Source organism: Arthrobacter sp. MDT2-34-1, from assembly GCF_059091365.1.
In genome coordinates, this window is sequence record NZ_JBNHGO010000004.1 from 178,487 (window position 1) to 203,395 (window position 24,909).

Here is a 24,909-nt window from a genome sequence, read left to right on the forward strand (position 1 = left end):
GCGTAAGTTCCTGCGGCTGCTAGAGGCGTTTGACGAAGACCAGCAGCCGGATGTCGGTCCCGGGTACCGGCCAGTCGCGCTCCGGCGCCCGGTCGAATCCCAGCGACTCATACAGCCGGTGCGCCGCGGTCCAGTCGCTGCCGGTGGTCAGGCTCACGGCGTTGATGCCCGGCAGCGTGCGCGCGTACTCCACGATGGCGTCCACGAGGGCCCGGCCAACGCCCGAGCGCTGCAGCCCCGGATCCACGGCCAGCATCCGAAACTCCAGTTCGCCCTCCCGGGCGATGTCCGCATACTCTCCGCCGGCCTGGGTCAGCGTGACCGCCCCGGCCACCTTTCCGCCCCGCTCGGCCACCCAGATCTCGGCATGCCGAGCCCGGTGCGCCACGTCGGAAACGTGCACCAGATACGGGTGGTCGGCCGCCGGGAAGTGTCCCGCGGCCAGGTACGCCTCGCGCGTCAGGCGCTCCACGTCGTCGAAATCGGTAGCGGTGGCAGGGCGGATGGTGATCTGCATGTGCTTGGGCGGTGTCCTTGCGGGTAGTAAACGTACGACGGCGGGGCTTGCCTGACCAGTTTCCCGCACCACGGGCGGTGCGCGCCAATACGGTTCAGGCCGGGCCGCCGGCCGGCCGTCCCGCCGACGGCCCAGCCGCCGGACGGGGCACGGGCGGAAGCAATTCCGGATTGACCCGCCGCTGCAGGGCGGCGACCGCCTCGGCCGGCAGCGCCAACAGACCGTCGAGCTCCTTGCGGGCGCGCGCGTAGGCCAGCTGCCGCTCGGCGGGCGTTGCCGCCCTATCCACCGCGATGGTCAGCAGCCGGCGCGCGGTGTTCAGCCGCAGCCGTTCGGGGCCGCTGAAGTGCTGGTCCTGAATGCGGCGGGCCTCGCGTTCGGCGATGTCGAAGGCGACCTCGTAGGCCCGCACGGCCTCGCGGTATTCGCGCAGCCGCTCGTCGGTGGCAACTTCCGCAGCGGTGACCGGCCGGAGCCCGTCGGCGGTGCGCTTGGCGCGCAGGAACGCCACCGTGAGCGGCTCGCGGACATCGGACATCATGGGAAAATCGATCAGCTTGGCCACGTCCAGCTCATAGTCCAGCCAGCGCGCGTTCACCGCATCATGGTCGGCCATTACCGCCGCGGTGTCGCGGAGCCGCTGCTGCTCGGCGGCTGCGGCGGCACGCAGCCGGTCGGCCTCGCGCCGCGCGCCCTCCGAGCGTGCGCTTTCGTGGCGCCGGCCGCCGCGGTTCCAGCCCTGGCCGCGCCGGGTGCGCCTGGCACGCTGTCCAATACCGGAGACCACGGCGAAACCGACCCAGATGAACCACCAGGGGAAACCGTCGGCAAAGAATTCGTTCATGGCTCACCTCGCACATCCATCGTCCCATGGCGGGTGATGCCAGTCACGATAGTTTCACGAGGCCGCGGGAGAATGGTTGGGCCCGCGTAGTGCTGCCAGTATCCATCTTCCCGCTGAGAGCGGCCTATAACGTCGAGAACGCTGTATATCGTCGAAACCGGCCGATAATGCCGCACGCCGGGACGATAAAGGCCGCTCTCGCGACGCCCGTGCAACTACCCGCTGGGCGCCCCGGCGTCGGCTCGGTTAATCCGCGTCGGGGCTGGGGGCCCCGGCGTCGGCTCGGTTATGCCGCGTCGGCACACGTTCCGCCCCTCGCGCGGCTACGGCTGCCCGGGGCTGTTGGCGCGGCGGTGGCCGACCCGGTAGTCGCTGCCGTCCGGCTCGCGGTCGAGGAAGCCGTCATCGACCAGGGCACGGCGGAGCATCGGCACATCGGAGGTGTACGCGGCCAGCCGGGCGTTCAGTTCCTTTTCGGCGATGACCTCGCCTCCGGCGATGACGCGGTCGCGGATGTAGCCCAGCAGTTCCAGCCGGTCCGAGGCGCGGGACGGCAGCACCACCAGCCCGCCGGTGAGGAACCTTTCCGGCCCGGCCGGACCGGGTTTCCGGGCCGCGGCCAGCGCGGCCTTGAAGACGCCCGGCTCGACGGCGAGGGCACCGCCGTCGTCCGTCACCAGGCCGGAGGCAACCAGCTTCTGCCGTTCCTTGGGGGTCATCTCCGGCTGTTGGCCCAGCACCAGGGCGGCATAGAGCCCGCGCAGCCGCTCGCTGGCCAGGGCGGAGAGCAACTGCTGCCAGCTGGCGGCGGGCCCTGGCCGCTCCCCCGTCATGCCGTGCCGGTTTCCAGCAGCCGGCGGAAACCGTCCTCATCCAGCACTGTCAGGCCCAGGGACTCGGCCTTGTCCAGCTTGGTCCCCGCGTTCTCGCCGGCCACCACATAGCTGGTGTTCTTCGAGACGGAGCCCGAGGCCTTACCGCCGCGGATGATGATCGCTTCCTTGGCCTCGTCACGGCTGAAGTTCGGCAGCGTACCCGTCACCACCACGGTCAGCCCTTCCAGCGTGCGGGGCATGCTCTCGTCCACCTCGTCGGCCATCCGCACGCCGGCTGCCGCCCAGGCATCGACAATCCCGGCATGCCAGTCCTCGGCGAACCACTCTTTCAGCGCCGCCGCGATGGTGGGACCGACGCCGTCGACGTGGGCCAACTGGTCTTCGCTGGCGGCCCGGATGGCGTCCATAGAGCCGAAGGCCGTGGCCAGGGCCCGGGAAGCGGTGGGACCCACGTGCCGGATGGACAAAGCCACCAGGACGCGCCAGAGCGGCTGGGTCTTGGCCTTCTCCAGCTCCTCGAAGAGCTTCCTGGTGTTGGCCGTGGGAACCGAGGGCTTCTTGGCGGTGCCCTTGGTGTAGAAGTAGGGCACCAGCTCGGTCTCGCCGGTGGGCACCCCCTTATCCTTTTTCTCGCGCCGGATCCGCACGTCGGCCAGGTCCTCAGGCCTGAGGCTGAAAATCCCGGCCTCGTTGGTGAGCGGAGGCTGTTCGGGTTCGGCCGGCCGGGTCAGCGCGAACGCCGCCTCGTAGCCGAGCGCTTCGATGTCGAAGGCGCCGCGGCCGGCCAGATGGGCCACCCGCTCGGTCAGCTGCGCCGGGCAGGACTTGGCATTCGGGCAGCGCAGGTCGACGTCGCCCTCCTTGCCGGGAGCCAGCGGGGTGCCGCAGGAGGGGCAGTCGGTGGGCATCACGAACTCGCGCACCGGCGGATCCTGCGCATCCCGCAGCGCCAGCACCGGGCCCACGATCTCCGGGATGACGTCGCCGGCCTTACGCAGCACCACCACGTCGCCGATCTTCACGCCCTTGGCCTTGACCACGTCCTGGTTGTGCAGCGTGGCCATCTCCACGGTGGAACCGGCCACCTTCACCGGCTCCATCACCCCGTACGGCGTCACCCGGCCGGTGCGGCCCACGTTCACCCGGATGTCCAGGAGCTTGGTGTGGACCTCTTCCGGCGGATACTTATAGGCCACGGACCAGCGTGGCACCCGCGAGGTGTGGCCCAGCGCGCGCTGCAGGCCGAAGTCGTCCACTTTGATTACGATGCCGTCGATTTCGTGCAGCAGGTCGTGGCGGTGCTCGCCGTAGTGCTCGATGAACTCCAGGATCTCTTCGTAGCTGTCCACGACCTTGAAGTAGGGGCTGGTGGGCAGCCCCCATTCCTGCAGCAGGGCGTAGGTCTCCGATTGGCTCTCGGCGTCGAGCCCTTCACGGGCGCCGATCCCGTGGACGAACATATGCAGCGGCCGCTCGGCCGTCACCTTCGGGTCCTTCTGCCGCAGCGAGCCGGCCGCCGAGTTCCGCGGGTTCGCGAACGGCGCCTTGCCGGCCTCCACCATCCGCTCGTTCAGGGCCAGGAAGTCCTTGGTGGGGATGAAGATTTCGCCGCGGATCTCCACCTCGGCCGGGATGTTGCTGCCGGAGAGCCGGCGCGGGATGTCCGCGATGGTCAGGGCGTTGTGGGTGATGTCCTCGCCGGTCGTGCCGTCCCCGCGGGTTGCGGCGCGGATGAGTTCACCGTTGCGGTAGAGCAGGTTGACGGCCAGGCCGTCGATCTTCACCTCACTGAGCCAGCGCAGCTTCCTGCCGTTGCCCAGGTTGGCCACCGACGCCGTGGCGCGGTCCACCCAGGCCTTCAGTTCGTCCAGCGAAAAGACGTCCTCCAGCGAGTACATCCGCTGCAGGTGTTCCACCGGGGCGAAGGCGGCCGAGACCTCGCCGCCGACTTCCTGCGTGGGCGAGTCGTTGGCCACCAACTCCGGGTGCAGGGCCTCGATTTCCTCCAGCCGCCGGTACAGCGCGTCGAACTCGGCGTCGGAGACCAGCGGGGCGTCCTCGTTGTAGTACGCGTAGCGGTACTTGCGGACGTCCTCGGTCAACTGCTCGTATTCTTCCCGGATCTCGTCGCTCGGGATTTCGCTGGCAGGTGTTTCGACTGTGCTCACCTGACTATCTTGCCCGAGAAGCGCGGTTCAGGCGACGACGGCGGTGCCCGCGTGCCCCCGGCGGACCGGCGGCCACTCAGTCTTCGGCGTCCGGCCGTTCGTCGAGCAGCGGCAGGTCGGCCGCGGTGACCAGATGGGAGGTGACGGCGTGTTCGACCAGCCGCGCGCGCCGGTTGGTGGCGAGCTTTCCGCCGCCGCCGCGCAGTCCGGCGACGCCCACCCGGTCCAGTTTGTCGCAGACGTTGTCCAGCTTGCGGTTGAACTTGGTCAGGGGCCAGCCCAGCCTGGCCGCCGCCTGCGAGGACGACGGAATCGAGCTGAGCCCGGTCCCGTCACGCCTGAGCATCGGCTCGGCCAGGGCCAGGATCAGGGCCTTTTGCGATGCGGTGAACACCACCGGGCCGATGGTGGTCTCGCCCACCGCATCCGTGTCCCGGTGTTCCTGGCGGAAGGACGGTGTCTTAACGTGGACCGACAGCTCATAGGTTGTGGGGCCGGCCGTGAAAACGATGTTCGTCTGGCTGAAGACCATCGGGATCCGCGCTCCCGGCGCCAGCCATGCCTGCATGCCCCCGGTGGAGTCGGCGATGGTCGCGGAGATGAGGGAACCGACGTTGGCCAGCCACCAGATGCCGTCATAGTGGGCGATCTGGAGGAACTTGCGGTGCAGGTAGGGGTTGTCGTCGATCTCCAGGTCGCCTTCGCGCCCAATGGTGAACACGTCGTCGTTCGTGGCTTCGTACCATTCGCCGCAGAACTCAATGCTCACATCCGCCACCGCTAGCCCCCTTGTCTGCGCCGGCCAGGGGTCGGCGCGTGATTCATCGTTCCAAACCTACCCGCAAAAGCCACGCAGTCCGGGCAACTACTGATCCGCGCAACCGCGGACCGGATCCGAGGCCCGGCCGTTGGCCCGCACCACCACCACTTCGATGCAGGTGCGGTCGTTCTGCGCCAGCGGCACGGTCGCCTCGGGCTCGCCGGTGCGCTCGGGCTCGCCCCGGCCCAACGCGGTAACGGGCGTCCAGATGAACAGGTCGCCGTCCCGCGGGTCCGGGTTGGTCCAGCTGAAGACCGCCTCGCCGCCCTCGACCCGGCCGGCCAGGTCCTCGGGCGGCACCACGTTGCCGGACAGGCCCTCCAGGGCATTCGCCGGCGGCCGGCTGACGGGGGCCTCGGCCACCGCAGCCTCCGGTGCGGGCCGGTTGAGCACGACGGCGGCGCCGGCGAGCACCGCCGCCACTGCGACCGCCCCCGCCACCCAGGCCCAGGGGCGGCGCCGCGCAGCGCCGTCTGGTTCCGTCGCTGCATCCCGTTCGGAGTCCCGCAGCACGGTGGAGCCGTCCGGGGCCGGCTCAGGGGGCCGTCCCTCGGCGCCGGGCAGCCACGGCCCGGGAGCGCTGCCTGCTGCCGGCGCGTCCACGGGCAGCCGCCCGGTGCGTTCGGGAAAGGCGAAACCGGGCGCCGTCGGCACAGTGCCGGCGGCCGGGTCGATGGAGACAATCCCGCGGACGCGCGTCGCCTCGCCGTCGTCACCGCCGTCCGCTTCAGCCGGCCGTGCTTCCTCCAGCACCTCGAACGGCGTCACCGAGAGGTTCAATTCCGCCTGGACCCGCTGCAGGGACAGCGCGAAGGCATAGGCGGAGGTGAACCGCGACCCCGGCGACTTGGCCATCGCCGTCGCCAGGGCCAGTTGCAATGATGCGGGCACGTCGGCACGGCGCAGCGGCGGCAGCGGCGCATGGGCAATCCGGTCCATCAGGTCCCGCTGGGAGTTGTTTCCGCCGGGCTGGATGAACGGGGACCGGCCGGCCAGCAGCGTGTAGATCGTGGCGCCCAGGGACCAGATGTCGCTGCGGGTGCCGTTGCCGGCATTGCCCCGGAAGGCTTCCGGCGGCGACCACGGTATGGACATGCCGGTGTCGCCATCTCCGCCGTCGGTGCTCGAGGAAATGCCGAAGTCGGTCAGGGCCGGCCGGTTGTAATCGGTGACCAGGATGTTGGCGGGTTTGATGTCGCGGTGCGCGATACCCGCCCGGTGCGCGGTTTCCACGGCCGAGGCCACCTGGATGCCGAGGGCCAGCACTTCGTCCACCCCCAGCGGACCGTTGCGGTACCGGACGTCCAGGCTGGGACGTGAACAATACTCCATCGCCAGGTAGGAATGTCCGTCGGCGGTGAGATTGGCCTCGTAGATCGTGACGATGAACGGATGCGTGGACAGTTGCGCCATGAGGTTTGCTTCGGATTCGAAGCGGCGTCGGGCGTCCTCGGTCTTCAGCCCGGACAGCAGTACCTTGACCGCAACCCGGCGCCTGGGCCGATCCTGTTCGTACAAATAGACGTCGGAGAAACCGCCGGAGCCGAGCAGCCTGACGTAGCGGTACCCGTCGATGGCGGGGGGCGGTGCGGGCGGGCGCTTAACGCTCACGGCAGGTCCTCAAAGCGCAGGGAGATGCCGTCGCCCAGGTCCGCGATGTCGCCGTCCAGCAGCATGACCGCCTCGCCGTGGCCCAGACGCCGGGGCGCCTGCTGGCCCCGCAGGAGCAAGGTCCCGTTGGTCGACTTCAAGTCGGCAAGGATGACGTGCCACCCTTCCAACCGGACTTCCACGTGCGAGCGCGAAATGTCCCCGCTGGCGCTGTGCACCGGCACCAGCCGAGGCATCACCCTGCCCTGCACCCGGTTCGCGGAAGGCTGCCGTCCGACGATCACGGGCCTGTCCAGTTCCACCACTTCGCCGGTGGACAACCGCAGATGCCCCAGCGCCGGCCGCTGCACCTCCCGGGCCTCTCCGTCCAACGGCCCGCCGCACCCGGAACACGCCGAACTGGTCGGCGGATTGGCGTGGCCGAGGCCGCACACCCGGGCCAGCACCATGGGGGCGGTGCTCGGCGCCGGCGACGGCGCCGCCTCGGGTGCGGGTGCGGCCGGAACCTCGGGCAGGTCGCTGCGCATCAGCGTCTGCCCGTCGTGGTCGCCGCCGTCAGGGTCGCCGCCGTCGCGTTCTCCGCCGTCGTGGTCGCCGCCGTCGAATCCGGCCGGTGGGCTAGCGACGGCGGCAGGGCCGCGGTTGGCAGCCGCGGCCGGTTCGGCATCCCCCGCCGCTCCCGCGGCCGATGCCGAGGCGGCCGCGCGTGCGGACACAGAGGGCGTCAGCCAGGGAACGGCATCGATCAGGTCCAGCGGCTGGCCGGGCCGCCCGGTCGGGCCAGCCGCCGCGGGGCGTGGTGCGGCGGCGGCCCCGGCCGGGCCATCGCCGGCGGCGGCTGGGGGCGGCGGCGGGTGCAGGTTGGCACGTTGCGCGGCGGCGTGGACTACTGTCTGGTCCAGGCCATCGTCTGCCGCCGCGGGGTTCGGTTCCGAAGTGGCGCCGGCGGCCCGTCCTGCTTGGGCGCGCGGATCGTCTGCGGGCGCCCATTCGTCGGCGGCCGCGGCGCCCTCGGACTCGTCGTCGGGCACGTAGAGGCTGGTCAAATCCAGGCTTTCGGCCCAGCCGGCGCCGGCGGACATCGGTGCTGCCGGTTCGGGCTGCCCGGCCGGAACCGCGGCGGGTGCAGGAGCCGGTTCCGGCTGCCCGGCCGGAACCGGGGCGGGTGCAGGAGCCGGTGCGGGTACGGGTGCAGGGGCCGCCGATGCGGGTGCCGGTGCAGGTGCCGCAGGTGCGGGTGCCGGTGCAGGTGCAGAAACGCCGGCCGTCCGGTCCGTTCGGGCCGGATCGGCTGCGCCCTCTACTCGGGGCTCCCGTCCGGCCTCCAGTGCCGCGCCCATGCGCAGGGAACCCAACTGCACCGCCCCGGCGCGCAGCGGCAGCCACCGTCCCGGCCGGCCTTCGGCGGGGGAGCCGTCGGGCCCGGCCGCAATGGCCACGCTGCCGGCCCGCAGCCGTCCCTCGGTCCAGCTCGAGACGCCGCGTCCGCTCAGTTCCTGCCCGTCCGGGTCGGCGGACACCACCACGTCGCCGCGGAGCACCGCGTGGATGCCGCCGGAGCAGGAGACGATGCCGAACTGCGGCATGGCCGACAGGTTGGCGCCGTACCCGGAGACCACCGTTCCGAGCAACGTTTCCAGCGTGGCGCCGGACTCCAGCGCCTGCCACAACTGCTGCACCAGGTCCTCGGGAGCGCCGGGTTCGAGGAGCACCGCCGTGCCGCCACTGACCAGCCCCAGCCAAGGCCCCGGGCTGTACGTCATGCCCGCCATCAGGCGTCCTCCTCGGCGGCTGCCTGTTCCGGGGCGTCCAGCCGGGGCAGCGTCGTCGTATCCTCCTGCCGCGGGGCGGTCGAGGCGTCGTCGGCGTCGCCTGCGGGACCGGCTACATCAACGACGACCACGGTGATGTTGTCGCGCCCGCCGGAGCGCAGCGCGGCCTGGATCAGTGCATCGACTGCGTCCTGGGGACCGGATACGGAGGTGAGGATGGCGTAGATGTGGTCGTCGCTGACCTCCGAGGTCAGCCCGTCGGAGCAGATCATGATCCGGTCCCCCGGTTCCACGGGCACCATCCAAAAATCCGGCTGGTTGTCTTCGCCGGTGCCCAGCGCCCGGGTAATGACGTGCCGGCGGGGGTGCACCAGGGCCTCCTGGGCGGTGATTTGTCCGGCCTCGAGCAGTTCCTGCACTTCGGAGTGGTCGACGCTGATCTGGACAAGCTTGCCGTGGCTGAGCCGGTAGGTACGGGAATCGCCGACGTTGAACACGAGCCAATACGGCACCCCGCGTTCGGAGACCAGCGCCGCCCCGGACACCGTCGTGCCCGCCCGCGATGCAGCCGCCGCCCTGATCCGCGCGTCCGCCCGGCCGATCAGCTGCTCCAGCTCGTGCGCGCCTAGTTCGTGGCTGGCCACGTAGTCCCGCATCGTCTCCACGCAAATGCGGCTGGCCACTTCGCCCGCCTCGTGTCCGCCCATGCCGTCGGCCACCGCGAACAGCGTCCCGTCGGCCAGATACGCGTCCTCGTTCAGCTGCCGCCGCAACCCGCGGTCGGACCCGGCACCGACAGTGAGCCGGATGGGCTCCCCTCCCGACGCCGTGCTCATGCCCGTCCGATGGTAAAGCTGCGGTCGCCGAATTCGACGGTCGCGCCGGGTTGCGCCGCCACGGGATCCCCGGGGGCCAGCTGACGGCGGATGCCGTCGCCGCCGGTCACCGCGGTCCCGTTGGTGGAGTTGCGGTCCGTCACCCAGACGGTGCCGCCGTCGACCCGCAGCAGCAGATGCGTCTTGGAGACGGAACGTCCCATGTCCGCGAAATCGATCAGTTGGTCAATGTCCTCGCCGGCGCCTGCGGCCGGGTTGCGCCCGATCAGGGCCGTCGTTTCAAGTACCACATCGCGCCCGTCGTCGAAGGTAATGGTGAGGGGGCCCGACGGCGGGGCCACCGTGCGGACCCGGGTCGCCGCGAATTCTTCGTCCGGGTGGTGGTGCGGTTCGGCCTCCGCAGCTATCCGTGCCGGAGCCGGGGCCGGTGACGGCGGCTCACCCGGGGCGCCCAAGCGGTCAGCCGCCGGCGCCGGCGACACGTCGGAGCCGGGGCGGGCCGCCGGCAGCTTGGCCGCCGGTGCGCCCGTTGCCGGACGGAATCCCGGGATCGCGGCAATGACCCCGGAGGGCTGCAAAGCCGGCTCAGCGCCGGGCCGGCGCGGGTCTTGTCCGTCCGGTGCCACGCCGGCAAACCCGGCGCGGGCGTCCGTACCATCCGGGGCGAAGGCCGCCGGCCCGTAGAGCCCGCCGGTGGTCAGCGGATCGCGGCCCTGTGCCACGTCGAGCACCAGTGTCTTGGCCACCTTGTCGTGCCAGCCCTGCCGCCTGTGGTTGCGGTCCCAGACGTTGGAGACCACCACCACGACCGCGCCCACCGCCAAGACCAGTCCGCCCACGGCGATGATCAGCCCGCGCAGGAAGATGGCTCCCCAGCCGGCCGCGTGGCCGTCCTCATTCGCGGTCCGCAGGCCCAGCAGCACGTTGCCGGGAGTCTTGCCGGTGGCCGCTTCCCAGCCCCAGAGCCAGATGGTGTAGGCCAGCGACAGCACGGTCGCCAGCCCGATCCACAGGAACAGGCCGCCCAGCGACTCCGCGGCCGCGGAGGCGCTGCCCGAGGCCGCGGCTTCCATCACGGCCGGCACGCTGGCAGCGTAGGCGGCCAGCATCAGCACGGCCGGCGGAATCTTGTCGATCAGCCACGCCCCCAGCCGTTTGCCGACCGGGGCGCTGACCAGATTCAGTCTTGCTGCCACGTGCTGCTCCCGCCCTGTTCCGGCCGTCCGGCCTGTGAGTCTACTGTACGGATTCTAGTGGCGGCCGTTGTCCGCCGCCGCGCCAGCCGCCTCCTGGCGTCGGCAACCAGCGAGCGCGGCGTGTACTTTGCCCGCTGCCGCTGCCAGAAACCCAGCGAGTCCTTCATCTTCGCCAGCGAGTCGTCCACCTGGTCCCAGTACTGCTGCACCTGCACCTCCGTCGGTTCGGCGGCCCCGAAGATCGCCGCGTCGGCCCGGTGTGCCAGCAGGGTGGTGCCGTCGGCGGTGGCCGGGAACTGCCCTGCCAGCGCGGCCGCGTGCTCGCGCCGGGTGGCGTTGGCGGGGGCGCTCGCTCCCATGTCGGTGGCCAGGGACATCACCTCGCGCCAGCCGCCGCCCACGCGTTGGCTCGGCAGGCCTTCGCTGGCCCGCCGCTTGCGCCGGCGCAGCTTCAGCCAGGCGATCAGCAACAGCGGCAGCAGCAATACCGCCAGCGGGAGGGCGGCCAGGCCCACGGCCGCGAAGAGCCAGCCCCACTGTTCCCAGAACGATTTCTCCTGCTGCTCGGCGTCCTGCGGCTCCGGGGCGGTGTCCGGCGGCAGCTCCGCCGGTTCCTGCGGCGGAGGGGGCGGCTGCAGAACCTGCGGCTTGGGCGTGGACTTCGGCTCCTGCTGCGGCGGCGTCGGCTCGTTGTCCTCGTCCGGCGTCGGATCGAAGGCGACCCAGCCGGCATGCTCAAACGCCACCTCCACCCAGGCGTGCACGTCTTCGCCCTTGATCTGAACTGCTTCCCCGGCGGACGGGCCTTCCTTCGGATCCGGGTAGAAGCCCATCACCACCCGGGCCGGGATGCCCAGGTGCCGGGCCATCAACGCCATGGCGACGGCGTACTGCTCGTCGTCGCCAATCATCTGGTCGGCATCCAGCAACTGGATCATCCGCCCCGCATGGTGGCCGGAGAGGCTGCGCGCTTCGTCTTCCTTGCCGTTGCTGAAGAAGCCGTTCTCGTGCAGGTTCCGTTCCAGTTGGCGCACCTGTTCGATCGGCACCGTCGCTTCGCCGACAAATTCGTTCGCCTTGGCCGCGACGATGTCCGGCACCCTGGCCGGTTTCGGCAGCCGGACGGAGGCGAAGTCATACTGTGCCAGCTGGGCGTCCTCCAGCCGGCCGGCGAACGTGGTCTCCACCGAGTAGCTGTCTCCGGCCAGCAGGTACCGGGTGGTCAGCGCCGTCTGGGAGTCGTCGTTGTAGAACAGCGAGCCGCCCAGCTCGGCCGCCCGCTCGCCCTCGAACGCCAGCCCCTCGATGTGCCCGCCCGCGGGAAGCCAGACGCCGCTGTAGTCCCCGATCCGGATGTCGAGCCGCGCGGTGCCGCCGGACGCCGGGCCGAGCGAACCGGCGTCGCCGACGGGTTTGAAATTGCCCCCGCTTTCGGGGTTGACGTTGTAGACCGTGCCGTCGAAGGTATCCAGCGCCGCCAACCGCACCCGCTGGCCCTCGGGCAGCCCCGCGACGGTGAAGAGCGTCTCCTCGGCCCGGTCCTTCACGTAGCTCCGGAAATCCATCAGCGGGCTCGGATAGTCGTAGAGATTGACCGGGGGGACGACGACGTCGCGCAGCACGTCGCGATCGCCCCGCGCCGTGAGTGCCGGGCCGGCCAGCGCCGTGAGCGCCACCGCCGACGCCAGCATTCCGGCGCCCAGGCCGAGCCTTCGCCGCGGCCCTGCCCGGTGCGCGGCCGGATCGGCCGGCGCCGCGGTGGCCACACCGGCAGCGGCATCCCCCCGGGCCAGGTGGCGGTGCCACGCCAGCCAGGCCGCGGCCACGGCGACCAGCAGCACGCCGCGCAGCACCGGCAGCACCGGGACATCGGTGCCGAACGCGATGCCCAGCAGGAAGAACCCCAGTACCGGCAACAGCGGCCAGTACGGCCCGTGGAGCCGCCACGCCAACGTGCCGGCCAGCAGGGCGGCGGCCAGGGCGCCCAGGAACGGCACCACCAGCATCCCGCCGGAGATCCCTACCGGCGGGGCGACGGTGAGGATGTCCTTCCACGCGAACACGAAGCCGGTGAGCACGATCCGCAGCGAGTCCAGCGACGGCAGGACGCCGCCGATCGCTTCGCCGGGCGCGGCGAAGGTGCTGCCGAGCAGCAGGTACGCCGCGAGTCCCGCGGTGGCCGTGGACAGCAGGCCCAGCCGGTAGCGCGCGCCGGCCAGCGAGAGCAGGAGGCCGACGGCGATGCCGCCGAAGCCTGCAGTAAGGTAGCGGCCGTTTCCGCCGAAAACATGATGGAATCCGGCCAGTCCCAGTCCCAGCAGCAGCACCAGGACGGCCGCGTCGATGGCCACCTGTCCCGCGGGCCGCGGCAGCCGGGTCGATAATCCGCCGCCGGCCAGCAGGCGCCGCTTCCGCGGGGCGGCAGGGCCGGCGTCGTTCTGTGCTGCGGCGGCACGGCCGCGCACCCGCCCGGGTTGCTGCCCCGGAGACGGAGCGTTGGCGCTGCCGCTCATGCGGCGGCCTTCCGCAACGCGAGGGCCAGGTCGTCCAGGGTGGACAGGGACAGCACGGACAGGTCGCCGATGGTCGCCCGGGCGGCCTGGAGGCCGCCGCCGCAGCGGATGGCGAACGCACGGATGCCAACCGGAACGGCCGACGATGCCTGGCGCAGCTGCGTGGCGGACACGTGATCACCGACGACCAGGAACATGACGGACGCATTCGGAACCGCGTCGGCGGTACTGCGGGCCAGTTCCACCGCGGTGGAGCGCTGCGGTTTGCCCTCGATCCGGGTCATTTCATCGAGCAGGATGCGGCCGGTTTCGCTGCGCAGCGGGCCCCGCTGGGTCAGGACGCTCAGGTTGCGCTCCTCGCGGATCGCCTGCAGCCCGATCGAGGCGCCGACGGAGACCGCCAGTTCGAAGTCTTCCTCCGAACCGTACTCCTCGGTGTTCGTGGAGACCGCGACGGCGAGATGCGCGCGGCGGGTTTCCTCGAACTGGCGCACCATCAGCGTGTTGGTGCGCGCCGTGGTTTTCCAGTGGATGTAGCGGCGGTCGTCGCCGGGGACGTAATCGCGCAGCGCGTGGAAGGAGACGTCGGCGCTGGCCAGTTCCTTGGTGGGCAGGCCCTCGAGGTCGCGAATGAAGCCGGCGGCCGAGCTGCCCAGCGCCGTGGTGCGCGGATGGACGAACAGGTCGGTCGGTTCCGTCCACATCATCTGGCGGCGGAGCAGGCCCAGCGGATCCTGGCGCACCGAACGGACCGGGCCCACCACGATGACGGCGCGGCGCTGCGTCGGGATGGTGAACAGGTCCTCGTGCACTTGGCCGGCTTTCATGCGCGGCAACTGGAACACGGCGGTGGCCGCTCCGACCGGCAGCTCCAGCGCCGCCGGCAGCAGGGGTTTGTCCGCGGTATTCGTCACCGCTATGCTCCCCACGGCCTGGTCGCCGACCGCGACCCGGGTGCGGGCCAGGTCCAGTTCCACGCCATACGAGGAACGGCCCAACACAAAACCTATCGCCAGCAACAGCAGAAACAGTCCCGTGAGTGCCGCGATCTTGGCTTCCTGCCAGCCGAAGGCCATCCCGGGCACCAACAGCAGGACCGTGCCGCCGGCCACCACCCAGCCCAGCGGGCTCACCGTTTCCAGCACGGGCCGCAGGTAGCGCTCCGCGGCGCCCCGGACCCGCTGCCAGCCCGGCCGCACGTACTGCCCTGCCAGCGAACCGGTCCGGGCCGCCAGCGAGGCCGGATGCAGTGTGCTGCCTTCGTCCGGGGCCACCCGCCGGACGGTTTCGCCGAGGCCACCGAACCGCTTCGTCTGCTCCGTGGCCCGCTTCGTCGTCGTCTCGGTCATGCCGCCGCTTCCGGCCGGAAATCTTCCGTCGGCACGGCCCTAGACCGTCACCCGCTGCTGGGGCGCCGGCACGCCGGCCAGCACGCGCGACATCACGGCCTCCGGGGTGGCGCCGGCAAACTCCGCCTCGGGGTCCATCACGAACCGGTGGTTCCAGACCACCGGAGCCAGTTCCTTGATATCGTCCGGCAGCACGAAGTTGCGGCCCTGCGAGGCGGCCCAGACCTTGGCCGCACGGACCATGGCCAACGCGCCGCGGACGCTCACGCCGAGGCGAGACTCGGCCGCGTTGCGGGTTTCCTCGCACAGGGCGGAGACGTATTCCAGTACCGACAGGTCCACGTGGGTGGTGGCCGCGAGATCAGCCATGTCCCGCACGGCCTGCGGGGTGATGATCGGCGTCAGGGCCGCCGACCGGTCGCGGGTGCCGGCTCCCGCCAGCAATTCCACCGTGGACGCGCGGTCCGGGTAGCCGATCGACGTCTTGATCAGGAAGCGGTCCAGCTGGGCTTCCGGGAGGCGGTACGTGCCGGCCTGCTCGATCGGGTTCTGCGTGGCGATCACCATGAAGGGTCGCCCGGCGTCATAGGTCACGCCGTCCACCGTCACCCGGCCTTCTTCCATGACTTCCAGCAGCGCCGACTGCGTCTTCGGCGAGGCGCGGTTGATCTCGTCCGCCAGCACCACGGTGGCGAAGATCGGGCCCTTGTGGAACTCGAACTTCTGCGTCTTCTGGTCGTAAATGGTGATGCCGGTGACGTCCGAGGGCAGCAGGTCCGGCGTGAACTGGATGCGCGAGTTCGAGCCCTGCACGGTGGCGGCCAGCGACCGGGCCAGCATCGTCTTGCCGGTTCCCGGGGCGTCCTCCAGCAGCACGTGCCCCTCGGCCAGCATGGCGGTGAGCACCAAGCGCACCACTTGGTTTTTACCAAGCACGGCCTGGCCGACGTTGGCGGCCAGCTTCCCGAACGTCTCGGCGAACCACTCGGCCTGCTCGGAAGTCATCGTCATGCTGTTCCCGGTCTCTCTTCGTGTTGCTTCGGTGTCAAAACTTCTAGTTGCTTAAGGAGCGTGCGGTCATGGGGTCGGCCGCCCCTTCCGCTGGCGGCCTAACATCTGCCCATCCCTGCCGGGGCCGAGTTGGCAAGATGCCCGTTAGTCCCCGCCTCACGGATGTGCAGGCCCTTGACGACCATGTTGTGGTTCTGCGGCTGGCCGCTGCCGATCTGCTTGTACCACTTTCCGCTGCTCCACTGCACGTAGCACTGGACAACGATGTCACTGCCCCAAATGGCCCAGTGGTTGCCTGCGCAAGACCCGTTGTTGAAGTTGTCGCTGCTGCCGTCGGCATTTTCCATGCAGGTCCGGTGTCCATCATCGAGATCCGTATTGCCTCCGCCAACGGTCACCGTCCACTGCGTCTTCGGCGGCGGCGGCGGCGGTGGAGCGTCGCCGGAGCTGGCCGCGGTCGACGCTATCGCACCGGCCGTGCCCCGGGAATTGATCGACTGCGCTTCGAACGTCACGCGCTTGTTGTACGCGCGGGTGTTGACGGTCTTGCTTCCCGAGTTGGCCACATTCTGCCAGGCGCCCCCGTCGATCCGGATCCGGATTTGGGTGACGTCATGGCTGTTCGCCGCCGGTGCGCTCCAGCTGAACGTGACGTCCTGCTGTTCCCTGGCGCCGTTCTGTCCGGAAACGCTCGGCGTGCCCGGAGCCCCATACGGAGTCGCGTTGTTGGACTCGGCGCTCGGCGCACTCGAGTAGCTCGCGCCGTCGCTGTTGGCCACGGAGGTAATGCGCACGTTGACGGCCTTGCCGTTGGCGAAGCCTCCCACCTTCTGGCCGTTTGCGATGGCCATGGTCCGGCCGTCGCTGAAGTGGGCCCGGTAGCTGACTTCGCCGGCCTGGGCGCCGTTGCGCTGCGCGGCGGTCAGTTCGTTGAAGGACACCGTTACCGCGCGTCCGGCCCCGCCGGTCTCCGCTTCGCTCAGCGAGGCTCCGGTCGGGGCAGCAGGTGCGCCGACCGCCCGCCGCGCATTGGACTGCGGGCTGGCCTCGCCCGACCCGGCCTTGTTCCGGGCCGTGACGGTGTAGGTGTAGGCGGTCTCCGAGTTCGGTGCGGTCACGGTCTGCGACGTCGCGCTCACCGCCGGGAAGGTCCGGCTCAGGCCTCCTCCCTGGTATTCGCGCACGGTGTAGTCGAGAATCTCGCCGCCGTTGTTGGCCGGCGCGGCCCAGCTCACCTTCAGCTGGCTCTGGTCGCCCACGGATTTCACCCGTTCGGTGGCAGGAGCGGTGGGAGCGGCGGGCGGACCGGCCGGCACCTCTGCGGCGGAGTAAGCGCTGAAGTCGCTCGGTTCCGGGGCGCGGTTGTGCGCCTGCACCCGGACCTCGTAGGCCTGGCCGTTCTCCAGCCCCTCCCACCTGTAGCTGGTGCCGGTCAGGCCGTTCTTCTGCAGCTGGCCGCTCGGCGGCGCCGGCGAAATCTCCAGGGTGTAGCTCTCGATGGCCGAGCCTTCGTTGGCCGGGGCGGTCCAGCTGACGTCCAGTGACTTGTCGCCGAACTTCAGCTGCGGGGCGGCCGGGGTCGCCGGCCGGACGTCCGGCCGCGCCACCGCTGACTCCGCGGACGGGTCGGACGTGCCCACGCTGTTCTCCGCCGTCACGGTGAAGGTGTATTCGACGTCGTTCTGCAGGCCGGTCAGGGTGCAGGTAGTGGTCGCGCACTGCTGGCTGAAGCCTCCGCCGACCCCGTTCACCGTGTAGCCGGTGATCGGCGCGCCGTTGTCGCTGGGCGCCGTCCAGGACAGCACCACGGTCTGGTTGCGGACCGAGTCAACCAGCGGCGTGCCGGGCGTCTCCGGCCGGCCCTTGACGACGAGCGAGACGTTCGCCGTAGCCTGCCGGCTCCCCTCGCGGGTCTTGTCCTCCACCGTGTATGCGACGGTCATGGTGCCGGAGAAGTCCGCGCCGGGCGTCACGATGATCCGTTCCCCGTCGATCTCCGCGGTGCCCCCGTTGCCGGCCACGGCGCTGACGATCGTCAGCGGGGTTTCCGGGAACGGGTTCACGTCGTTGGCGAGCACGTCCACCGGCAGCGCTTCGCCCTGCACGGCGTCGGGCACCTCGTCGTCGTTGGCGACCGGCAGCGGGCGGGTGGAGGCGGTCGCCCGCACACCCACACGGCTAGTCACCTTATCGGAGCGCCCGTCTGTCACGGAGAAGTTAACCACGCCGGTGGCGCCGGTCTGGAGCGCGGCATCTGCCGCCACACGCAGCACGCTGCCCTCCAGGCTGACGTCGAATCCTTCCGGCGTCCCGCCTTCGACGGCGAACTGCAGCTTCTCCAGGTCCTCCGGGTTCGGGTCGCTGGCCAGCGGGCGCAGGTCGTAGCTGAGGGCGTCTTCGCCCTTGGCCACCTCCAGCGTGCCGGTGGTCAGCTCGGGCGGAAAGTTCCGGTCGGCGGCCGGGATCACGTTGGTCATGATGGTGAGCGTGGACTTGAGCCCTTCGGGGTCGTCGGGGCCCGATCCGTCGGTCACCTCGAACGTGATGGAGCCGCGGCCGGCGTAGTCGAGGTCCGCCTTGTAGCTGAGCGTGCTCGCGTCGGCCATCCATTGGTTGTCGCTGGTGCCGATCGCGCGGATGCTTTCGGCCACCGTGATCCGCGGGGTGCGGCCGGGCCGGACTTCCACCAGTTCGGTCAGGTCCAGCTGCAGTTCGTCGCCGGCCGTCACGTCCAGCGGGGTGTTGTCGCGCAGCACCGGATACTGCTCGCCCAGCGGCGGAACCCAGATGACCGCGGTGGCCTGCAGCCCGTCTCCGTCCCGGACGGTGTAGGGAATCAGCTGGACCGCGTCGGTCAGCTCCACGTTGACCTGGCCGTCGGCGACCGCCCGGGCGGTCGGGTAGTCACCATCGACCAGGACGTCCAGTTCCTTGGCCACGCCGTCCGGGTCCTCGTCGTTCTCCAGCACCGGCACGTCGACGGCGGTGCGCCCCTTGATGTCGGCCGATTCCACCCGATCATCGCGGGCCAGCGGCGCCTGCAGCGGGGCGTCCTCGCTCACCTGGACCGTCACGGTCCCGACGGCGGAGCCGCCGCGGCCGTCGCCCACCGTGTACCGGGCGTTGACCGTGCCTTCCTGGGCCGGGGGTGTCAGATGAACGCGGCCGTCTTCGGCCTTGGCCGCGATCGACTCGGGCGTGCCGACGATTTTGTCGGGGGCCAACTGGAGCGGGTCACCGTCCGGGTCCGAATCGTTTGTGAGCACGTCGACGGCCACCGTCCGGCCCGGCCGGATCTCGATCCCGTCGTCCAGCGCCACCGGGTTCTGATTGCTCTCCGGCGCGGGGGCGATGCCCACCAGGACCGTGGCCGTGTTGACGGCGCCCAGCCTGTCCTTGACTTGGTAGGTGAAGGTGTCGGTTCCCGCGCCCTGCGCCGATGCCGTGTAGTCGATGTAGTTGGGCCCGGCGACGGCCGCGCCCTGGGTGGGAGCCTTGCCGATGCCCGTCAGGTACACCGAGTCGCCGTCGGGATCGATGCCGTTCAGCGGGATGGGAATCCGGACGGTCGACCCCGCGATGGCCCGGGCCTCCTGGTTCTTCGGGGCGGGCTGGGAGTTGGACTCGTCGTCGCGCGGGAGGATGTTGATCCTCAGCTGGGCCGAATCCCGCTGTCCCGTGGGGTCGGTCACCTCGTAGACCGCGTAGACGGTTTTGGCCTGCTGCCCGGCGATAAAGCGCACGGTGTTCTCGGCCGTGAAGATGCGGCCGTCGGCAGGGTCCGGGGTCTCGGCGAGCTCTTCCACCAGCTCCAGCGTTTCGCCGTTCGGATCGGTGTCGTTGGCCAGCACCTCCACGGTCACGACGTCGCCGGCCCGCACGGTTGCGGTGTCGGCCTCGGCCTGCGGCGGCAGCAGCTTGTCCTGGCCGGCCACGGAGATCACGCTGACCTCGCCCGTGGCCGAGGCGAAGCCGTTCGATACGGTGTAGCGGATGGTGGTCTGCTGGTGCAGCCCCTTGACGTCGGAGAGGCGCAGGATGTTGTGGTCCAGCACCTCGACGGCGACCGGCGCACCGTCGGCGTCCACCGAGGTCACGACCAGGACCCCGCCGGCGGGGTCGGTGTCATTGGCCAGCACATCCACCAGCACCTGCCCGTTCTCCGGCAGCAGCGCAACGTCGCGCACGGCCACCGGCGCGCCGCCGCCGTCGTCCTCGGTCGCATCGATACGGATCAGGCCGGTGGTGCTGGAGGGCCCGTTGGTGACGAGGTAGGTGAAGTAGTGGGCGCCGGCGGCATCGGCCGTGAACTTGACCGTGCCGGCGTCGTAGTCGGGCACGATCGAGGTGTTCGCCGCGGAGCCCGTCTTGGCCAGCCGGAGTTCCCCGCCGTTGGGGTCCTGGTCGTTTTTCAGCGGCGCGATCTGAATTTCCTGGCCCACGGTCGCGGAAAAGTGGTCGGCGTTGGCCAAGGGCGGCAGCGCGCCGGGCGGGCGGACGTCGAACACCACCACGTCCTCGGTGGTTTCGGAACCATCGGACACCCGCACCGTGACGTCCTTCTTGCCGAACGTCTTCCCGACGTCCTGGAAGGTCAGCAGCCCGTCCGGCCGGGTCCGCACCAGGTCGCCGTCGGCGGTGTTGTCGGCGCCGACCAGGAACAGGTCGTCCCCGTCCGGGTCGATCCAGTCACTGAGGATGTTCTGGCTGATCTCCCGGCCCTGTTCCACCAGGATGGTGGTCTTCCGCTTCGCTTCCGGCGGCAGGTTGCTGCCCTCGGCGCGCACGTCAATCGCTACCCGCGCCGTGTCCGTGCCGCCCCGGCCGTCGTCCACCTCGTAATTGAAGGTGTGCCGGCCGGGCCCCGCGTCGCCGTTGACCACGATCTGCAGTCCGGTGCTGTCGTAGATGCCCTGCACCTCGCCGACGACCGGGCCGTCGCCGATCACGCGGGCGGTGAGCACATCGCCGTCTGGGTCGGAGTCATTGTCCAGGATGGTCAGCGTGGTGGTGCGGCCGGCACGCACGCCGAAGGTGTCGTCCTGGGCGACCGGCGGCTGGTTTTCCTCGGTGCGGTCGGGCAGGGTGTTGACCGGGTTCTCGTCCGCCGAGTCCTCTTCGTCCTCTTCGTTCTCCTGCTCCGGCGGGATCAGGTCGCTCCAGTTGTCCACCAGCTGCATGTTTTCGAGCACCAGCCAGACGTTGCCGGCGTTCACGTCGTTGAGGACCACGATGTCCCGGTTCACCCGGAAGACCAGCGACGCGTTCGCACCGATCCCCAGAATCGGCTGCGCGAGATCATCGTCGTCGTCGCTGCAGTCCCGCAGGTAGTGGTTGACGCCGGCCCAGGCCGCGTGCAGGCATCCGGCGAGCTGGACCGGTGCGGCCGGTGTTCCGGTGCCTTCCAGCGGCACGACGGTTGCGTCGGATCCATTCAGCGGCTGCTTAACCAGAGCCGATTCGGTTGCCACCGCCACGAACGGGCTCTCGTCCCCGCTGAGCTGAAGCGCGCCGCCGCGGGCGTCCGGCACGGTGACCTCGCGGCCGCCGGGGAGAACCAGCAGGCCCGACTCGGCGTCGAAGACCACCGCTTCTTCCCCCACGGCGGCTATCTGCAGATCCCCGGCTGTGGCCAGCGACTCCACCCGGTGCCCGCCGGTGCGTTCGGGCACGCCTTCGTCGTTGACTTCGAAGCGGGCGACCTCGCCGGCAGCCGGATCGGCAACGAAGATGGTGTCCTGCCCCGAGACCGTGGCCACGCTGCCCTTGGCATCGGTGAGCAGCGGCTCGGCCGTTTCCTCATTGAACGACCCCAACTCGTCGGCCGGGCTGATCCAGACCTGGCCCTTGGCCGTGTCGGTGATGGACAGCAGCGTGTTGCCGAAAGCCACGTCGGCGGTGCCGGGCAACTGCTGTTCGGACCCGCGCTCCATCTGCGCCACGTCCACCGGGCTGAGCATCGACTGGTCCTGGTTTTCCATGAACACCGTGCCGGCGTTCTGCAGGACATCGAAACCGTCGCTGTTGGCCCTGAAACCGCCGTCGAGCACCTGGGACTGATAGTTGAGGTGGCCGACCATCCCTTGGCTGTTGTTGGTGACCCACACCCCGCCGTCATTCAAATCCACGTCGGCGGTGGGGAACCCTTGGTAGTAGATGGCCCCGCCGACCACCAGCGCCGTCGCCACAGAGAAGGTCGTCGTCGATGCGAGCGTCTTGCGCCGCCGCGTCCGCCCGAACATTCTTCCCCGCAATGCCCTGATTCCTTTGTGATCCCGCGCCGATCCCCGTCGGCGCCCCGGGGAATTCCGGAGGAACACGCCGATAAGGCACCCAAAAACGGCCCTTGGTGCGCCAAGGGCCCTTATCGACTATTGCACGTATAACCACTGAGCGTAAACCCGAAGGCATGGGGAGGACTCCCCTGCCGGCCATTCGCCCGGGAACGACGACGGCGATGCCCTGCCCGGGCGTCGAGCGCCTCGTTGCGGTACCGTCCGGTGAGCCTGGACCTAGTCGACAACCAGCCCTTGGCCGGTGCCGTGGGCAACGGTGACCGGGTTGACCTCGCCGAATCCACGGACGGTGCGCACCTTCTGCGGGATCAACACGAATCTCTCATCCCCGGCGAGCGTGGACGCGGTGGACGCATCGACCAGGACGGTGCCGGGCTCCGCGAGCGTGGTCAGGCGGGCGGCGAGATTGACCGTGGGGCCGTAGATGTCGCCGAGCCGGGAAAGGACCCTGCCCCACACCATGGCCACCCGCGCCGAGGGCAGCAGGTCGTCGTCGCCTATGGCCTTCGCCAGGGCCAGCGAAATTTCGGCCCCGGCCTGCGGGGAGGGCGCGATGTAGAGGACTTCGTCGCCGATCGTCTTCACCAAGCGCCCGCCGCCCACGGAGATGATCTCGGCACAGCGGTTTTCGAAGCGCTGGACCAGCTGGGCGAGGGTCTTTTCGTTCATCTGGCGGGACAGGCTCGTGTAGGACACCAGGTCCGCGAAACCCACGGCCCGCAGCAGGGGCAGCGAATCGGCGTCGCCACCTGCCCCGGCTCCGGCTCGGAGGGCGGCCTCGGACCGGACGGTCAGGCGGGCAACCCCGGCGTTGAGCTGTCGCCGATAGGAGTAGAGCAACAGCTTTTCCAGGGAATCGATCAGGTTCGGCAGCTCATGGACCAGCCGCTGGCGGGCCTGGGCATCAGTGAGCCCCCGCTGGTGCACCATCTCCTCCACCAACGCCTCCACCTGCCAGACCACCATGCGGTCCGTCATCTGGCCGACCGACCGGGTGATCGAAATCGCCGCTTCTTCGGTCAGCCGCTCCTCGCGGACCAGGTCGATGATGGTGGTCAAGGCCTCCAGGTCGGCCTGGGTGAAGGCCAGGTCTTCGTCCCCGAGGTTCGCGAACCCCAGGGCACGCCAGATTTTGCGGGCCGACAGCAGCGACACTCCTGCCCCGGCAGCCACTTCACGGCGCTTCATGGTCCGTTCGGAACCCAACAGCCGGATCTCTAGATCCTTGATGGCCTGCCGGTCCACCTTTCCGTTGGACTCGGCGACCGGCGCGGGGGTGGGCAGCGGCACCCGGGGCATGGACAAGGTCAGCGGCTCGGGCTCCCCCGTCGCGTGGTCGCCGGGGGCCTGGTGCCCTTCCGGTGCCGGCTCGGGCTCCAGCACAGGTTCAGGGTCCTCCGGACGGGTTTCCTCCAGCCCTTCGTCCGGTTCGTCCGCGGGCGGCGGCGGCACTTCGCGGCGCAGCAGATGGGGCAGCTCGGGATCACGCGGAACCGGTGGCCGGCGCGGTTCATCCTGCCCGCTGCTGATGTCCATCCTGTGCTTTCCTCCCTGTCAGCTGTCCCAGCTGTTCCACTCTGTTTCCGTTTCCATGTCTACACCATCAAACATGGCGGTGCGTGGCAGCTCCTCAATGGCCTCCACCACCAACGATCTGAACCGGTGGACCTCCGGTACGTCAACCAGCGTGCTGGTCCGTCCGTGCCCCAGGTCGATCGTGAGATTGCCGCTGCGCAGGGTGCGCTGGATGATGGACTGCTCGCTGCGGACTTCGGCGATGGCCACCAGCAGCAGCTGGCGTTCATGCCGCCGCCCGACGCCCTCGCGGATGATGAGCCGCCGGCTGGTCAGCACATAGCGCGTGCTCACCCAGCGCAGCAGCGGCAGGAGGAACAGTCGCGACAGCAGCGCCGCCACCATCACGGCCAGTCCGGCGAGCAGCAAGGGGCGCGACTCGACCACCCAGTCCGGCGGGCCGGGACGGCTCAGGTTGCCCAGCAGGTAGGAGCCGACTCCCAGCACCAGCAGCGCTGCCGCCACCGGCCAGGAAAGCTTCCGTGCCTGCGGCCGGGTCACCACGATCACGCGCTCCCCCGGATCCAGTTTCAGCCGCAACGCGGCTCCCGGGTCCGGCAGGGCGTCCGGCGCAACTCAGGGACCTTCGTGCGGCCGGAGGTGCACCACGTCGCCGGCCGCCACGACGTGCTCTGTGCCTTCCGCGTCGCGGATTTTCACGGCACCGTAAGCGTCCAGGCCGAAGGCCTCGCCGATGATGTGTTTCCCGTCCGGAAGCTCGGCGCGCACCTGCTGTCCCAGGGTGACCATCACGTCCCGCATCCGGCCGATCAGGCTGGATCCGTCGTCCCATTCGGCCGCTGGGTCGCCGCTGACATCACAGAACTGCCGGTAGCGCTGTGAGAAGACCCGCAGGTAGGACATCAGCAGGATGTTCCTGTCGGTCGTCCGGCCCTTTTCCAGCGCGACGCTGGTGGCGGTGGGAACCGGCAGCTCATCCCTGGAGAGGGTCACGTTGAGGCCGGTGCCGAGGACGACGGCGGGGGGCGAGCCGTCGGGGTAGCTCACGATTTGGGCCAGGATGCCGGCGATCTTGCGGCCGGAGACCAGGACGTCGTTGGGCCATTTGACCTCGGCCTTCAGCTGCGCGTACTCGCCGAGCGCCTCCGCCAGCGAGGCGGCGGCCAGCAGTGAGAACCAGGCGTAGCTTTGGGTCGGCACGGGCCGGCCGGCGTGATTGAAGGGGCGCAGCAGGATGCTCACGATCACCGACGAGCGGGCCGGAGCGGTCCATTGCCGGTCCAGCCGGCCGCGGCCTGCGGTTTGCATCTCGGCGGCCAGGACGCTCAGGTCCGACCATCCCACCTTGTCCGCGACCGCCTTGGCCGCCAGGTCGCTGTTGGTGGAGCCGGTGGATTCCACCAGTTCGAGCCTCCGGTACGGGCCCAGGGGTGCGCAGAGAGCGTCGCTGAGGCCGTCGAAATCCAGGGCCGGTCGGTCAACGTCGGAAAAACTCGGGCTCATGTGTCCCATCCTACTGACCGCCGACCGCACGGGGGCTGCCGGCAGGCCGCGATCCGCGGGGTTCCCCGGGCAAAAGCACTTGCGGCGAAATTGTAGGGTTC

Annotated in this window: 16 protein-coding genes; all 16 read right to left on the bottom strand. The window is 70.0% G+C overall.

Features of this window, described 5'->3' with window-relative positions:
* Window positions 1–19: 19 nt before the first annotated feature.
* The 16 genes from AC5RVV_RS16715 to AC5RVV_RS16790 all read right to left on the bottom strand — a co-directional run bounded on the left by AC5RVV_RS16715 (window position 20) and on the right by AC5RVV_RS16790 (window position 24,808).
* Window positions 20–517 (bottom strand): GNAT family N-acetyltransferase, encoded by a 498-nt coding sequence (locus AC5RVV_RS16715; protein WP_494002515.1) that lies wholly within the window; start codon window positions 515–517, stop codon window positions 20–22.
* Window positions 518–611: 94 nt separating this feature from the next.
* Complete coding sequence (locus tag AC5RVV_RS16720; RefSeq protein ID WP_494002516.1) at window positions 612–1,361, bottom strand: hypothetical protein; 750 nt, start codon at window positions 1,359–1,361, stop codon at window positions 612–614.
* Window positions 1,362–1,684: 323 nt separating this feature from the next.
* A complete protein-coding gene (locus AC5RVV_RS16725; RefSeq protein WP_494002517.1) occupies window positions 1,685–2,194 on the bottom strand; it encodes a DUF2087 domain-containing protein in 510 nt (169 codons plus the stop codon).
* Window positions 2,191–4,365, bottom strand: coding sequence for an NAD-dependent DNA ligase LigA (gene ligA, locus AC5RVV_RS16730; protein ID WP_494002518.1), 2,175 nt, complete (start codon window positions 4,363–4,365; stop codon window positions 2,191–2,193). Before ligA ends, AC5RVV_RS16725 begins: the two co-directional genes overlap by 4 nt.
* Before the next feature lie 76 nt (window positions 4,366–4,441).
* Window positions 4,442–5,143 carry a hypothetical protein gene (locus AC5RVV_RS16735; RefSeq protein ID WP_493977633.1) on the bottom strand — a complete coding sequence of 234 codons (702 nt, stop codon included), beginning with the start codon at window positions 5,141–5,143 and terminating at the stop codon, window positions 4,442–4,444.
* Between the two features lie 87 nt (window positions 5,144–5,230).
* Window positions 5,231–6,796, bottom strand: coding sequence for a serine/threonine-protein kinase (locus tag AC5RVV_RS16740; RefSeq protein WP_494002519.1), 1,566 nt, complete (start codon window positions 6,794–6,796; stop codon window positions 5,231–5,233).
* Window positions 6,793–8,568, bottom strand: coding sequence for an FHA domain-containing protein (locus AC5RVV_RS16745; RefSeq protein ID WP_494002520.1), 1,776 nt, complete (start codon window positions 8,566–8,568; stop codon window positions 6,793–6,795). The genes AC5RVV_RS16740 and AC5RVV_RS16745 overlap by 4 nt, the downstream gene beginning before the upstream one ends.
* The gene (locus AC5RVV_RS16750; protein ID WP_494002521.1) at window positions 8,568–9,404 is read right to left on the bottom strand and encodes a PP2C family protein-serine/threonine phosphatase; all 837 of its coding nucleotides are present in this window, start codon (window positions 9,402–9,404) and stop codon (window positions 8,568–8,570) included. The genes AC5RVV_RS16745 and AC5RVV_RS16750 overlap by 1 nt, the downstream gene beginning before the upstream one ends.
* Complete coding sequence (locus AC5RVV_RS16755) at window positions 9,401–10,600, bottom strand: RDD family protein (RefSeq protein WP_494002522.1); 1,200 nt, start codon at window positions 10,598–10,600, stop codon at window positions 9,401–9,403. Before AC5RVV_RS16755 ends, AC5RVV_RS16750 begins: the two co-directional genes overlap by 4 nt.
* Window positions 10,585–13,113: a DUF4129 domain-containing transglutaminase family protein gene (locus tag AC5RVV_RS16760; RefSeq protein ID WP_494002523.1), complete on the bottom strand. Its 2,529-nt coding sequence runs from the start codon at window positions 13,111–13,113 to the stop codon at window positions 10,585–10,587. Before AC5RVV_RS16760 ends, AC5RVV_RS16755 begins: the two co-directional genes overlap by 16 nt.
* Complete coding sequence (locus AC5RVV_RS16765) at window positions 13,110–14,462, bottom strand: DUF58 domain-containing protein (RefSeq protein ID WP_494002524.1); 1,353 nt, start codon at window positions 14,460–14,462, stop codon at window positions 13,110–13,112. The genes AC5RVV_RS16760 and AC5RVV_RS16765 overlap by 4 nt, the downstream gene beginning before the upstream one ends.
* Before the next feature lie 39 nt (window positions 14,463–14,501).
* Entirely contained in the window at window positions 14,502–15,473 is a 972-nt protein-coding gene (locus AC5RVV_RS16770; RefSeq protein WP_493977626.1) for an AAA family ATPase, read from the bottom strand.
* A gap of 98 nt (window positions 15,474–15,571) precedes the next feature.
* Window positions 15,572–21,715 carry an Ig-like domain-containing protein gene (locus AC5RVV_RS16775; RefSeq protein WP_494002525.1) on the bottom strand — a complete coding sequence of 2,048 codons (6,144 nt, stop codon included), beginning with the start codon at window positions 21,713–21,715 and terminating at the stop codon, window positions 15,572–15,574.
* A 270-nt stretch (window positions 21,716–21,985) separates the two neighbouring features.
* Window positions 21,986–23,068 (bottom strand): adenylate/guanylate cyclase domain-containing protein, encoded by a 1,083-nt coding sequence (locus AC5RVV_RS16780; RefSeq protein ID WP_494002542.1) that lies wholly within the window; start codon window positions 23,066–23,068, stop codon window positions 21,986–21,988.
* Window positions 23,069–23,323: 255 nt separating this feature from the next.
* Window positions 23,324–23,884 (bottom strand): PH domain-containing protein, encoded by a 561-nt coding sequence (locus tag AC5RVV_RS16785; protein ID WP_494002526.1) that lies wholly within the window; start codon window positions 23,882–23,884, stop codon window positions 23,324–23,326.
* 36 nt (window positions 23,885–23,920) lie between these two features.
* Window positions 23,921–24,808 carry a biotin--[acetyl-CoA-carboxylase] ligase gene (locus AC5RVV_RS16790; protein ID WP_494002527.1) on the bottom strand — a complete coding sequence of 296 codons (888 nt, stop codon included), beginning with the start codon at window positions 24,806–24,808 and terminating at the stop codon, window positions 23,921–23,923.
* Window positions 24,809–24,909 lie beyond the last annotated feature (101 nt).

Bases quoted from the DNA above. Each gene is read 5' to 3' on its own strand.
- AC5RVV_RS16715 (WP_494002515.1), bottom strand. From the start codon at position 517: ATGCAGATCACCATCCGCCCTGCCACCGCTACCGATTTCGACGACGTG.
- AC5RVV_RS16720 (WP_494002516.1), bottom strand. From the start codon at position 1,361: ATGAACGAATTCTTTGCCGACGGTTTCCCCTGGTGGTTCATCTGGGTC.
- AC5RVV_RS16725 (WP_494002517.1), bottom strand. From the start codon at position 2,194: ATGACGGGGGAGCGGCCAGGGCCCGCCGCCAGCTGGCAGCAGTTGCTC.
- AC5RVV_RS16745 (WP_494002520.1), bottom strand. From the start codon at position 8,568: ATGGCGGGCATGACGTACAGCCCGGGGCCTTGGCTGGGGCTGGTCAGT.
- AC5RVV_RS16750 (WP_494002521.1), bottom strand. From the start codon at position 9,404: ATGAGCACGGCGTCGGGAGGGGAGCCCATCCGGCTCACTGTCGGTGCC.
- AC5RVV_RS16760 (WP_494002523.1), bottom strand. From the start codon at position 13,113: ATGAGCGGCAGCGCCAACGCTCCGTCTCCGGGGCAGCAACCCGGGCGG.
- AC5RVV_RS16765 (WP_494002524.1), bottom strand. From the start codon at position 14,462: ATGACCGAGACGACGACGAAGCGGGCCACGGAGCAGACGAAGCGGTTC.
- AC5RVV_RS16770 (WP_493977626.1), bottom strand. From the start codon at position 15,473: ATGACGATGACTTCCGAGCAGGCCGAGTGGTTCGCCGAGACGTTCGGG.
- AC5RVV_RS16775 (WP_494002525.1), bottom strand. From the start codon at position 21,715: ATGTTCGGGCGGACGCGGCGGCGCAAGACGCTCGCATCGACGACGACC.
- AC5RVV_RS16780 (WP_494002542.1), bottom strand. From the start codon at position 23,068: ATGCCCCGGGTGCCGCTGCCCACCCCCGCGCCGGTCGCCGAGTCCAAC.
- AC5RVV_RS16790 (WP_494002527.1), bottom strand. From the start codon at position 24,808: ATGAGCCCGAGTTTTTCCGACGTTGACCGACCGGCCCTGGATTTCGAC.